We start from the raw sequence: 13,249 nt of genomic DNA on the forward strand, positions 1-13,249 counted from the left end.
GAAAATAAAGATGGGGGAATCAATGAAAAAGGGTTTTATTGAAGGATCTTTAGATCGAGTTTTTAAGCTTAAAAAAAATAACACTACCATTGGACGTGAGATATTAGCTGGAACTACTATCTTCATTGCAATGTCTTATATTTTATTTGTTAATCCAAGTGTTTTAGGTGCTGCGGGCATGGATCAGGGGGCAATTTTTGCAGCAACGGCATTAGCTGCAATTATTGGATGTGTTGCCACAGCTTTTCTAGCTAATTATCCGATTGCGATTGCTCCTTCTCTTGGGAGTAACGCTTTTTTTGCTTATACCGTAGTAGTTGGCATGAAAATTCCATGGCAGACGGCTTTAGCAGGTGTTTTTGTCGCGTCATTATTATTTTTATTAGTTACCGTTTTTAAAGTTAGAGAAAAGATCATCAATAATATTCCAGCAGATTTAAAATCGGCAATTGCAGCAGGAATTGGTCTTTTTGTTGCTTTTGTAGGACTCCAGAATGGAGGACTAGTTCAAAAAGATAAATCAACTCTTTTAACAATAACTGATTTTCATAATCCGACAGTTTGGCTGACAGTATTTGGACTAGTGTTAACTCTAATTTTGGTTGCCAGAAAAGTTCCAGGTAATATGTTGATCGGGATGGCAGCGACTTCGATTCTCGGAATTTTAACGGGTTTGATAAAAATGCCTAAGGCAATTGTGGCACCGATTCCTTCAATTAAACCGACGTTTGCGCAAGCTTTATTTCATGTTAAAGATGTTTTTACACCGCAAATGTTAACGGTCGTTATAATATTTTTCTTAGTAGCCTTTTTTGATACTACCGGTACAGTTGTTGGTCTTCTTGAACAAGCTGGTTTAATGAAACGAGGCGAGAAGGTTTCACCGCGAGTTGGAAAAGTATTACTTAGTGATGCAATTTCAATGACAGGTTCTTCAATTTTCGGGAGCTCACCAACTTCTGCTTATGTCGAATCATCGACAGGAATTGCAGTTGGGGGCAGAACCGGCCTTACCTCACTAACTGTCGCAGTATTTTTTGCTGCTAGTCTGTTCTTTTCACCGCTCTTATCAGTAGTAACTTCGCAAGTTACTGCACCGATTATGATTATTGTTGGTTCATATATGGTTACTTCTCTAGGTAATATTGATTGGAACAAGTTTGAAAGTGCCTTTCCAGCATTTGTTACGATTGCCGGGATGCCGCTCTTTTATGATATTTCCTATGGTTTTGCATTTGGCGTAATGTCATACGTAATTATCATGGTCGTCAAAGGCAAAGCCAAAAAAGTACATCCAATTATGTATTTGGCATTTTTAATTTTTCTATTTTTGTTATTTGCTTTAAATCTTGCTCATTAAATTAAAAAATATTTATTAATCCTGAATCGTTCTTTCTCAACGGTTGAAACAAAACTTTATATATTGATCTTTAAAATAATCGATTACGAAATAAAATTTAATATAACTATTTTTTATAAAAAATATATTAAAAAATAACCGAATAAAGAATCGGTGAGATGTTAAAGTTCAGTAAAGCGTTTGAGACTGAAAGGATTAATTAAATGAATTGGAAGAGATTAAAGCTGCCGTTATTTTTTATGATAAGTTTTGTATTGTTAATTGCTTTTTTGAACACCATGCCAAAAGAAAAAAGCCAAGCCAATAATTTATCTCGTGAAAATAATGTAATCGATTCCAGGGAGGAGGACGTTTTAACTAACCCTTCCAGTCATTTACAGCCGCACGGAAAGTTAGTTGCTCAAAGTCAAAATAGAATTACTTCTAGAGGTGCTGGACCAGTAGTTAAAACTAATGATTTTCGTTTAACTGCTGATGATCGTTTAACTACTGCAAATCAGCCTTATGTGGTTTTAGATTGGGAAAATGTCTCTGGAATAAATGACGGCTATCTCGTTCAGCGTTCGACAGATTCAAGTTTGCCGGATAATGATGCTTTGTGGCAGACTCCGCCAACTAATTATGGCAAGAAAGTCAAAATTTTAAACGTCTATCCAGTTAATGGTAACTTTTTGAAAACTTGGATGGATCAATTGGATCCTAATACCGGACAGCCGGTTTCAATGGGCTTAATAGAAGTGACGCCGGTTTCTCTAATTGACTTTAATAATAACCCTGATAGTTATTTAAAGGACGCTGCGGGTAATTATCAGTATGACGGGATTTATTTTGGTTCATCTGATGGGAATAATAACCAAGATTTAAACAGCAGTAGTGTTAACGCAGTGAAAAGTTTTGGTCAGACCGGGAGGTCAGTGATTTTTGGTCACGATACGGTCATGAGTTCACTGCATCCATATTTTAATAATTTTGCCTCAGATCTGGGGATCCAACTAATGCCAAATATTGATGATGCTTCAATTAATGATGATCGTTTTGGTTCTAATGTGGTTCAGTTTTCGCCGCAAGCCAGAAATGGATATTTAACCAAGTATCCTTATCTACTCGACCCTAATGCGCAATATCACATTCAGCCTTCGCATTCAGGAGGCCAATTTTACTTGTATTCAGGTGGAGGCACCCGTTGGATGGAATATTTACCTCCATATTATGTTTATGGAGATTCAGGGATTCCGACCTCAGAGCACTACTTAGATTCCAGCGGTCAACGGACGTGGACCGATGACGGGAATCGCATTGGCGATAACAATGATTATTTAGTGACGAAAAATAATTATGCAATCATTCAGACGGGTCACACAACTGGATCGTGTACGCCAGATGAAGCAAAAGTAATTGCCAATATGGTGTATTACACGAGCAGCCTAAATACCACCACGCATGGTGAAGATCACACGGTCAGTGATACGACAGCACCAGATACTCCAGGACTAAGTGTGTCAGTGGATAAGAATTATGCAGAAATTTCAGTAATTGGAGTTGATCTAGGAACTGATTATTATTATCGGATCAAGGCACAGACGGCAGCGGGAACTAAGTATTCGGATGTAGTTAAATCAACAATCACTAGCGGCATTAAGGGTTATGTTTATCAAATTGACACAGATCCCAACGGAGTGGCAACCCCAGTTAAGGATGCTAACGGAGTAGTTACAAATATTAATACACACAGGTTCATCACCGTTAACCGCGCTGATGGTGTTAGCAGCGGGGGTAAGAAGTATTTACATATTGTTGCAGTTGATAATAATAATAACTTCGACGTAACTAAAACAAAAACGGTTACTTTAAGTGATTATCTGTGGTGGAACGTTGACAGCAACAAAGTTTTGACGATTTACCCTCACGAACTCAATTGGGATTTGGATCACGTGAATTGGACCGCTAAAAATGGTCAAGCCATGCAGAACTGGCCATGGGTTCCAGCCGTATATCAATCGTCTGATGAGAGCGTACCAATATTTAAAGCCGTAATTTCACCTGGCGTAACGGTAAAAGATTCAATGTATAAACTTTTTAGTGATTTAAAACAAATGACCTCAATTGAAGGACTTGATCAGTTGGATACCAGTCAGGTAACTAATATGAGCTGGATGTTTAATTATTGTTATGCGTTGCAGAGTATCGACTTGACGCCGCTTAATACCGCTAACGTCACCGATATGAGTGCGATGTTTAGATACTGTAGATCACTCAAGAATTTAAATTTAACACCTTTAAACACGAGTCGGGTCACCAATATGAGTGAGATGTTTTTTGGATGTGTGTCATTGACGGGTTTAAATTTAGCACCCCTTGACACGAGGCAAGTGAATGACATGAGTGAAATGTTTTGGGGATGTTCGTCAATGACAAGTCTCGATGTCACGCCGCTTGTGACAAGCAATGTCACAAATATGAAGGCAATGTTTGATTATTGCAGTCAAGTTAAAAGTTTAGATGTCACTCATTTTGACACTAGTAAAGTCACAGATATGAGCTATATGTTTGGGGACTGTAGAGCCTTGACCAGTTTGGATGTGACTAAATTTAATACTAGTCAAGTAACAACTATGAGATCGATGTTTCGAAGTTGTAACGTTTTACCAGAACTTGATGTGACTCATTTTGATACCAGCAAAGTTACAGATATGGGTGCGATGTTTTCCGGTTGCGGATCGTCATCACTTGATGTGACTCATTTTGATACCAGCAAAGTGATTTATATGGATTCGATGTTTGCTGTCTGCAGTTCTTTACCGACCGTAGATGTGACCCATTTTGATACGAGTCAAGTGACAAGAATGGATGGCATGTTTTCGGGATGTCAATCGATGCCAACTATCGATGTGACCCATTTTGACACTCGAAAAGTAACAACAATGAATACGATGTTTGCATCTTGCGGGGCATTAACGCAGCTCGATATTAGAAATTTTGTGACTAATCAGGTTAACGATATGGGCCGGATGTTTGAGGGTTGTATAGAACTAGTTGATTTAAAATATGATTTTACAAACTTTAACACGAGTCAAGTGAAGGATATGGATGCAATGTTTGCCTCCTGCCAATCTTTACCAGCGATCGATGTGACTCATTTTGACACGAGTCAAGTAACTAGAATGGATCGCATGTTTTATGACTGTACAATTCTTAAAGAAATAGATCTTAGGCACTTTAACACGAGTAAGGTTATTTATTTTTCAGAGATGTTTGCTTATTCTAAAGAGTTAACACAGCTTGATTTAAGCAGTTTTGATACGAGTCAAGGCACAAATTTTAATGAGATGTTTAGTAATTGTCTGAAAATAAGTAGTTTAGATCTGAGTAATTTTAATACGAGGAAAGCAGTACGAAACTATGGTCAGGATAAAAGACAAAAAGTTCTTAAAAATATGCCGTCACTATGGAAGTTAACCTTAGGACCAGACACAATTTTGGATTATGAACTTCTTTCAGAAGATAATTTAGGTAATCCAGTAGCGGGGACGAAAATTAAAGATCTTGATCAACCAACTTTAAATTGTTATGCAACAAGTGATTACTGGCAAGAAGTAGGATCAGGGGGGAGTGATCACAATCCTCAAGGGCCAAAATCTCATGGCAATGATATTACTCGTGACACGATGAATAGAACTGATAAAAGAACTTATGTCTGGGATCAGGAAGGCTTTCAAACGTTTAGGGTAAGTAATGTTGGGTATATTTCAGGTCAAAATCCTTGGTTTAATGAAAAAGAAGTAGAAAGCATCCCGCAGATAATGACTGAAAAAGATAATCGTAATTTTCGGCAGGGACAAACTTGGAAGATTGAGGCAGCAGTTACGCAGCCACTGCAGTTATCCAGTGATTCAACAAAAATAATTTCTGGTAATCCACTGTGGTTTCATGATACGGATACAGGTAATAAGTATAATTTAACTTCAACTGCTCAGACGGTGCGTACAGGAGCAAGAAGCACGGATTACCAAGATGAAATCAACATTCCATGGACGGTAGGAATAAAAACTCGAAAGACAGATATTCCGAGTATTGGAACTTACTGGGGTCAAATTACATTTACACTAGTGAATACTTCGGGGATATAATTATAATTATAAATTTATGATTAATATTGATAATTTATTAAAAAAAGGTAAAAACAAACTCGTAAATGTTTTGTTTTTACCTTTTTTGCTGCATTTTACATTACTCAGTCTTTTTACTTTACCAATAAATGCTCATAGCTATATAATTATTCAAGTTATAAAAATGCCGTTTAGCAGATTCGAACTGCTGACCCCCACCTTACCACGGTGGTGCTCTACCTACTGAGCTAAAGCGGCAATAAATAAAATTTAACAAAAACTTACATGGGTGTCAATTAGAAAAGAGGAAAAATGAAAAAAATTGCATTAACGGGTGATCGGCCCACTGGAAAACTTCATCTTGGTCATTATGTTGGATCGCTAAAACAACGGGTCGAGCTGCAGGATCAGGTTGATCAAAATCTAATTATGATTGCAGATATGCAGGCATTAACCGATAATGCAAGGGATCCTGAAAAAATTCGTCGTAGTTTGATTAACGTTGCATTGGATTATCTTTCGGTAGGGATTAATCCTGATGTTTCAACGATTTTTGTTCAGTCGCAGATTCCAGCCTTAAATGAATTAACCATGATTTATCTAAATCTTGTTACCGTTTCGCGGCTTGAACGAAACCCAACTGTTAAAACCGAAATAAAACAAAAGAAATTTGGTCAAAGTGTTCCGGCGGGCTTCTTTATTTACCCAGTTTCGCAAGCCTCTGATATTACGGCATTTAAAGCCAATTATGTACCGGTTGGTGATGATCAAGAGCCGATGATTGAGCAGGCACGAGAAATTGTGCGCTCTTTTAATTCAATTTATCAAAAAGATATCTTAGTAGAGCCGAAAGGAATTTTCCCGCCAAAAGGTCAGGGAAGAATTCCGGGCATTGACGGAAATGCCAAGATGAGTAAATCGTTAGGCAATGCAATCTACTTGTCTGATAGTGCTGATGAGGTCAAAAAGAAAGTTATGTCGATGTATACTGATCCAAATCACATCCACGTTGAGGATCCAGGTTCAGTAGAAGGCAACGTTGTTTTTACTTACTTAGATATTTTTGATCCAGATCAAGCTCAGGTGCAAGAATTAAAAGATCAATATCAAAAAGGCGGCTTGGGCGATGTTAAGATCAAACGTCGTTTAATCGAGGTCTTAAACGCTTTTCTTGATCCAATTAGAGCTAAACATGATGAATTTGAAGCTAATCTAGATTATGTCTATCAGGTATTACAAGATGGAAGCGAAAAAGCAAATGAAATTGCAAATGCGACACTTGAAGAAGTGCGTGATGCAATGGGAATTAATTATTTTAAAAAGATCTGATCCAGCAGATCTTTTTTTAAAGGAGTAGATTATGCAGTGGGCAAAAATTAAAGTTATTACAACTAATGAGGCGATTGAGGCCGTCAGTGTAATTTTAGAAAAAAATGGAGCTAAAGGGGTTGAAATCAATGATCCCTTAGATCATTATGATATTCCGTCATCTGATACACTGGTTGATTCAGCAGTACTTGATCAAGGAGATGTAAGTGTAACAACCTGGATTCCAGAATCTGAAGATTTAAATCCTGAACAAATTAAACAGGAAATAGAGAACTTAACTGAGTACGGAATTGATCCGGGAGAAGTTAAAATTTTTATCTCATTTGAAGATGATGAAAACTGGAACAAGGTGTGGAAAGACCATTATGCTCCAATTCCTGTTGCTGCAAATTTGGTGATTGTTCCAATTTGGCAAAAGGAAGAATACAAAAATGATCAACGAATTAAAATTTTTATTGATCCGGGAATGGCTTTTGGGACGGGAGATCATCCGACTACCATTTTAACTTTACAGGCACTTTTGATTGCTTATCAAAAAGGAGATCGAGTTTTTGATATTGGCAGCGGCAGTGGAATTCTCTCAATTGCAGCAGTTAAATTGGGAGCAAAAAATGTTTATGCAACTGATATTGATCAGGCAACCATGGAAAATGCCAGACAAAACTTATCGGTGAACGACGTTAGTGATGAGGTCAATTTAGTTGTGAGTGATCTTTTAAAAGGAACGGAAGAAAAAGCCGATTTAATTTTGGCAAATATTTTAGCCGAAGTGCACTTTAAATTAATTCCAGAACTTGATTCGCACCTGAAAGAAAATGGTCGAGTTGTTCTAGGCGGAATTATAAACGATCAGGCGGCCGCTGTTGAAGAACAGTTGATAAATCATGGTTTTAAAGTTGTTGAACGTTTGGCGATGAAAGATTGGGTTAGTTATATTGTTCAAAGAGGTGATTAATGCAGCGAGTTTTTATTTCTAATGAATTAACTGATCAAATAACGCTTAGTGGTGAAGATTATCATCATTTGATCGAAGTCTTGCGGTATCAAAAAGGCAAAACCTTTGAAGTTGCTGATAAATTGGGGCAAGTTGCAGTCTATGAAGTTAATAAAATTAATGAATCAAAGAAAACCCTTGATATTAAATTAGTTTCAAAAAATGATCGTGATACAGAACTTCCAGTTGAGGTAACCCTAATTTGTGCTCTAACCAAAGGGAAAAAAATCGACGAAACGGTCGAAAAAGGTAGTGAATTTGGCGCAAATCATTTTATTTTTTATCATTCTAAATATTCTCCAGTTAAATATTCAGACGAGTGGGGGCAAAAGAAAGAAGAGCGTTTAAATAAGATTGCATTGACTGCTGCTAAGCAATCTCATCGTAACTTTATTCCAACCGTTACAGTTCAAGAGCACCTTCTATGGGACGAATTGGAATTTCAAACAAAATTTTTAGCTTATGAAAAAGCAAGTGATTCTAAGAGTGACTTAAAAGAGCGTTTAAGTAAAATAGCAATCCCATCATCTTTGTGCTGTGCATTTGGTCCGGAGGGTGGTTTTGCCTCAAAAGAAGTAGAAGAATTTATTGAACACGGCTTTCATTCAATTTCCTTAGGTCGTCGAATTTTAAGAGCTGAAAATGCACCACTGTTTTTTTTGAGTGTTTTGTCATTTTATTTTGAGATATGAATACTTGATAGGTAATATACGTTATAATGGATCATATTTATCGATCAGGGTGTGGGAAAATGGTAAAAACGAAAAATTTTACAATTGATGATGTAATTGAAATGTGCCGCAGTTACATGAATGAAGAACATGTTGCAATTGTCAAAAAGGCATATGATTTTGCAGAATATGTTCATCGGGATCAGCGGCGTAAATCAGGAGAAGAATACATTATTCATCCAATCCAAGTAGCGGGTATTTTGGCTGAATTAAAAATGGATCCCGACACTGTAAGTTCGGGTTTTCTTCACGATGTAGTCGAAGATACGGGCGTAACAGTCGGTGATGTTGAAGTCCTTTTTGGCAGTGATATTGCTTATATTGTTGATGGGTTAACTAAATTATCGAAAGTAAAATATGTTGCTCATAAAGATGAATTAGCAGAAAATCACCGCAAAATGCTTTTAGCAATGGCGAAAGATTTGCGTATTATTATGGTTAAATTAGCCGACCGATTACATAACATGCGGACCCTAGATTACTTAGCCCCTGATCGCCAGCAGGCAATTTCAAACGAAACTTTAGAAATATTCGCTCCTTTAGCCGATCGTTTGGGAATTAGTGCGATTAAATGGGAGCTAGAAGATTTATCTTTTCTTTACCTTAAACCGAAGGAATATCATAAAATTGCTAACTTAATGGATACCAAAAGAGGAGAACGAGAAGGCTACATTAATGAAGCAATTGAAGCAGTAAATAAAAGTCTCGCAGATTTGCATCTTGACTATGAAATTTACGGCCGTCCAAAACATATCTATTCGATTTATAAAAAGATGGTTACAAAGAATAAACAATTTGATGAGTTGTATGATCTTTTGGCACTTAGGGTTATTACCCAAAATGTTCAAGATTGTTATGCTGTTCTTGGAGCCGTCCATACCGAGTGGCGTCCCATTCCCGGTCGTTTTAAAGATTATATTGCAAGTCCGAAGAAAAACTTATATCAATCGCTTCATACGACAGTAATCGGACCTGGCGGCAAACCATTAGAAATTCAGATTAGGACTGAACAAATGCATCAAATTGCTGAATTTGGGGTGGCAGCTCATTGGGCTTATAAAGAAGGTGAAACTGATCAGGTAAAAATTGATGCAACTGGTAAGAAGCTTGATCTATTCCGTGAAATTCTAGAAATTCAAAGTGAATCCGAAGACGTTGACGCTAATGATTTTATGGCAACGGTTAAAGGTGATCTTTTTTCTGATCGAGTTTATGTCTTTACCCCAATGGGAGATGTGTATGATCTGCCAAAAGGATCAGTACCGCTCGATTTTGCGTATCTTGTTCATACAGAAGTTGGCAATCATGCAATTGGTGCCAAACGTAACGGTAAGATTATTACTTTAGATACGCCGCTTGAAAACGGTGATATCCTTGAAATTATGACAGCAACTCAGGCTAAGCCTAGTCATGATTGGCTCGATTTTGTTAAAACTAATCGAGCGCGTAATAAGATCCGCAGATATTTTAAGAATCAAGAAAAAGAAGAAGATGTTGAGCACGGCAGGCAGCTGCTTGAAGAATATCTAATTGATAAGAAATTTGATCCAAAAGAATTTATGTCTAAAGAGGCACTAGCCAAAGTTGGAGATAAATTTAAAGGTTTTGGACCTGGAGAAATTCTAGCTGCGATTGGGTATGGCGAATTATCACCTCAATCAGTAGGTAACCGATTAACTGAAGATTATCGAAAAAAATTGGCTAAAGAAAAACAAGATCAAGATTTAGCTGAGATGCTGAGTTCGAATAATATTCCCGAAAAGAAATCTAGTATTGATGATAATACGGGAATTTACATCGAAGGGATCGATAATCTTTTGGTTCATTTAGCGCATTGCTGTATGCCAGTTCCTGGAGATCCAATTGTTGGTTATGTGACTCAGGGAAGAGGAGTTACAGTCCATCGAGCCGATTGTCCTAATGTAAAAAATAATAATGCACAGCAGCGTTTAATTGAAGTATTTTGGGGCAATCCGGATAATCGAAATGTGCTCTATTCAACTGATATTGAAATTTATGCTTATAATCGAGAAGGTGTTTTAAAAGATATCGTTCAGGAGTTGAGTATTCTGGCCAAAGGCTTGGGTAATATTAGTGCCAAGATCAGCTCAGATGATAAAACGGCGACAATTGAAACAACAGTTAAGATTTATAATCACGATAGTTTAAGGCGCATTATGGAAAGTTTGAAAAAAGTGCCGGATGTTTATGATGTAAAGCGGGCAAATAAATGAAAGTAGTTCTTACAACAGTAAAAGAAGCAGCAGTCACGGTTGACGAAAAATTAATTAATCAAATTGGCCGTGGCTTTTTGCTTTTAATCGGGGCAGAAGAGGGAGATACAGAAAACGACGTGCTTAAATTAGTCGAAAAGATCAGCAAATTACGTGTTTTTCCAGATCAAGACGATAAGATTAATTTAAGCTTAAAAGATATTAAAGGTGAAGTTTTAGCCGTTTCTCAGTTCACTTTGGCGGCTGACATCAAAAAAGGAAACCGGCCGAGTTTTGTTTCAGCAATGTCTTATGATAATGCGTTAATTCTGTATAATTTCTTTTTAAAAAAATTAAATGATTTAGGAATTAAAACTTTACCGGGTGAATATGGAGCCCATATGGAAGTCAGTTCAATTAATGATGGACCGTTCACCCTTATTTTACAAAGCCATAACGGAGTTCTGAAGTAGGGAGTAATAAGTTGTTAAACAGCCAAAAATTTTTAAATTATATTTGGGATTTTGATGGAACCTTATTTGATACATATCCGATCTATAATTCTTCTTTACAAGCTGCAATAAAAAAGAATACCTTTAAAAGTATTCCTTTAGATGATATTGAACGAGTTATTCGAGGCAAGTCAATTGGATTTGGCTTAAAATATTTTGCAGATGAATTTAAGATTGATCCGTTAAAGTTAAATGATGATTATCGATCTGAATATTTAAAACATGAGATGGAAGCAAAACCTTTTATGGAAGCTTCTCAAGCATTAAAAGCAATCGTTTCTAAGAGCGGGAATAATTTTTTGATAACCCATAATGATGAGACTGCTTTAACTTTACTTCAAGCTTTTGATATTAAGGAATACTTTTCGGACTTCGTTTTAAATAACAGTGGTTTTAAAAGAAAACCGGATCCTGAGTCTCTTAACTATCTGATTAACAAGTATCAATTACCGCTTAACGAAACGGTTTATGTTGGAGATCGAGAATTGGACATTGAAGCTGCTCATAATGCAAATATTTCTGGACTTTTCTTTGCGCCAAATGATTTGATTACTGTTAATGATGCTGATTTTAAAATTAATAATTTGGCAGAAATTGAAAATTATTTAAAATAATTTTTTAAGCCATCAATAATTTTATCAGTAACCTGATCACGATATTGACGCGAACTAATTTGAGCAAAATCCTGATCACTGTTTATATAACCTAATTCTAGTAGAATACTAGGATAAAAGCTGTCTCTTAATACTTCAAAATCGCCAAAAGCGACTCCGCGATTTGACAGTTCTAAATCGTTAAGTTGATGAGAAATCGATCTTGCTAATTTAAGATCGGTTTTTTTTGAATAATAGTAAGTAGTTACACCACTAGCTTGATTTGATTGATTAGAAGAATCAAAGTGGATACTAATAAAAGCATTTGGTTTAGTTTTATTGGTTAATTCAACTCGGTCTTCTAATGAGATGTAACGATCATTACTTCGAGCCATTACGACATGAGCTCCGGCACCTTCAAGCTTTTGTTTTAAAGTTTCGGTGAACAAAAGGGTATATGATTTTTCAAAATTCTCGTTATCATTGGCTTGGGCACCGGGATCGCTTCCACCGTGTCCGGCGTCTAAAACTATTGTTGATTTAGTTATCGAATCAGGTCTAATAATTTTAATAGGGTCTGGAATTTCAGTTGTTACCATTTTTCTAGCTACAAACCCCGTTACATTATCTGGATTTCTAACTTCATAGTAATCACCCTTGGAACCTAAAACTGATAGCTTAGTCTGCTGTTTCAAATTAGCAATTATTGCAGAATTAGGATCAGCATCACTTCGTAGGCGAGTCATGGGTTCAAGCACGTAAACATAACGTAATGTTTTTTGATTTTCGATAACTTCATTATCAGCTAAGTTAAAAAGCTTATTATTAATCCAACCAACTTTTCCGTTAATAATAATTTGGCTCCATTCGCCATTGGAATAGACAACATTTACTTTTTCACCTTTGTTAATACGTTTTAAAATTTTACTATTAGTATTTGCATATTCTCTAACGTTAGTTTGATCGGTATTTATAATTCCTACTGTATTGGTTGCTGAATCAATTTCGGTGGAATCAGTCAGCCAGCTGGCAACCCAACCGACCTTATCCCCGCCAAGTCTGACCATATACCAACCGTTTTGTTTCTTTATAACTTGAATTTGGTCACCTTTTTTCAGCTGACCCATCACATTATAAGAAAGCATTGGACCAGTTCGAACATTAACAACTTTTGCCTTAATGCTGACAACATTAGAAACAGCTAAAGCGTAAGTTGTCATAAAACCAATCACGATTGCGATTAACAAAATTAGATTAATATAATTTTTTTTAAGAAAAACTTTCATTATTGTTTCCGAATATTCACTTCAATTTTAGGTACTGAAATAACGATATCTTATTTTTTAAAAATAGGAAAGGGTTAAAATTTGATCCTAATTGATTTTATCAAAAAACCTGATCAAAAGATCAG

The 13,249-nt window shown here is 36.3% G+C and carries 9 protein-coding genes and 1 tRNA gene; 8 read left to right on the forward strand and 2 right to left on the reverse strand.

Going from position 1 to position 13,249, the window contains the following annotated elements:
• Positions 1–22 precede the first annotated feature (22 nt).
• Positions 23–1,360 (forward strand): NCS2 family permease, encoded by a 1,338-nt coding sequence (locus tag R8749_RS02910; protein WP_317697882.1) that lies wholly within the window; start codon positions 23–25, stop codon positions 1,358–1,360.
• Between the two features lie 203 nt (positions 1,361–1,563).
• A complete protein-coding gene (locus tag R8749_RS02915; RefSeq protein WP_317697884.1) occupies positions 1,564–5,487 on the forward strand; it encodes a BspA family leucine-rich repeat surface protein in 3,924 nt (1,307 codons plus the stop codon).
• A 164-nt stretch (positions 5,488–5,651) separates the two neighbouring features.
• On the opposite strand, the gene R8749_RS02920 is transcribed toward R8749_RS02915, so the two are convergent.
• A tRNA-Thr gene (locus tag R8749_RS02920) sits at positions 5,652–5,724 on the reverse strand.
• A gap of 54 nt (positions 5,725–5,778) precedes the next feature.
• On the opposite strand from R8749_RS02920, the gene trpS reads away from it, so the two are divergent.
• The 6 genes from trpS to R8749_RS02950 are packed head-to-tail and all read left to right on the forward strand — an operon-like array spanning position 5,779 to position 11,859.
• Positions 5,779–6,795, forward strand: a complete 1,017-nt coding sequence (trpS, locus tag R8749_RS02925; RefSeq protein WP_317697886.1) for a tryptophan--tRNA ligase — start codon at positions 5,779–5,781, stop codon at positions 6,793–6,795.
• 31 nt (positions 6,796–6,826) lie between these two features.
• Positions 6,827–7,750 (forward strand): 50S ribosomal protein L11 methyltransferase, encoded by a 924-nt coding sequence (prmA, locus tag R8749_RS02930; protein ID WP_317697887.1) that lies wholly within the window; start codon positions 6,827–6,829, stop codon positions 7,748–7,750.
• Positions 7,750–8,481, forward strand: a complete 732-nt coding sequence (locus R8749_RS02935) for an RsmE family RNA methyltransferase (protein ID WP_317697888.1) — start codon at positions 7,750–7,752, stop codon at positions 8,479–8,481. Before prmA ends, R8749_RS02935 begins: the two co-directional genes overlap by 1 nt.
• Positions 8,482–8,540: 59 nt before the next feature.
• Positions 8,541–10,754, forward strand: a complete 2,214-nt coding sequence (locus tag R8749_RS02940) for a RelA/SpoT family protein (RefSeq protein ID WP_317697889.1) — start codon at positions 8,541–8,543, stop codon at positions 10,752–10,754.
• Positions 10,751–11,206 carry a D-aminoacyl-tRNA deacylase gene (gene dtd, locus R8749_RS02945; RefSeq protein ID WP_317697890.1) on the forward strand — a complete coding sequence of 152 codons (456 nt, stop codon included), beginning with the start codon at positions 10,751–10,753 and terminating at the stop codon, positions 11,204–11,206. Before R8749_RS02940 ends, dtd begins: the two co-directional genes overlap by 4 nt.
• Positions 11,207–11,217: 11 nt before the next feature.
• A complete protein-coding gene (locus R8749_RS02950) occupies positions 11,218–11,859 on the forward strand; it encodes an HAD-IA family hydrolase (RefSeq protein WP_317697891.1) in 642 nt (213 codons plus the stop codon).
• Here the strand turns inward: R8749_RS02950 and R8749_RS02955 are convergent.
• A complete protein-coding gene (locus R8749_RS02955; protein WP_317697892.1) occupies positions 11,847–13,124 on the reverse strand; it encodes an N-acetylmuramoyl-L-alanine amidase family protein in 1,278 nt (425 codons plus the stop codon). The two genes, R8749_RS02950 and R8749_RS02955, sit on opposite strands and share 13 nt — an antisense overlap.
• Between the last annotated feature and the right edge of the window lie 125 nt (positions 13,125–13,249).

The organism is Xylocopilactobacillus apis (genome assembly GCF_033095965.1).
In the GTDB taxonomy this organism is placed as follows: Bacteria; Bacillota; Bacilli; order Lactobacillales; family Lactobacillaceae; genus Xylocopilactobacillus; species Xylocopilactobacillus apis.

Bases quoted from the DNA above. Each gene is read 5' to 3' on its own strand.
- R8749_RS02910 (WP_317697882.1), top strand. From the start codon at position 23: ATGAAAAAGGGTTTTATTGAAGGATCTTTAGATCGAGTTTTTAAGCTT.
- R8749_RS02915 (WP_317697884.1), top strand. From the start codon at position 1,564: ATGAATTGGAAGAGATTAAAGCTGCCGTTATTTTTTATGATAAGTTTT.
- trpS (WP_317697886.1), top strand. From the start codon at position 5,779: ATGAAAAAAATTGCATTAACGGGTGATCGGCCCACTGGAAAACTTCAT.
- prmA (WP_317697887.1), top strand. From the start codon at position 6,827: ATGCAGTGGGCAAAAATTAAAGTTATTACAACTAATGAGGCGATTGAG.
- R8749_RS02935 (WP_317697888.1), top strand. From the start codon at position 7,750: ATGCAGCGAGTTTTTATTTCTAATGAATTAACTGATCAAATAACGCTT.
- R8749_RS02940 (WP_317697889.1), top strand. From the start codon at position 8,541: ATGGTAAAAACGAAAAATTTTACAATTGATGATGTAATTGAAATGTGC.
- dtd (WP_317697890.1), top strand. From the start codon at position 10,751: ATGAAAGTAGTTCTTACAACAGTAAAAGAAGCAGCAGTCACGGTTGAC.
- R8749_RS02955 (WP_317697892.1), bottom strand. From the start codon at position 13,124: ATGAAAGTTTTTCTTAAAAAAAATTATATTAATCTAATTTTGTTAATC.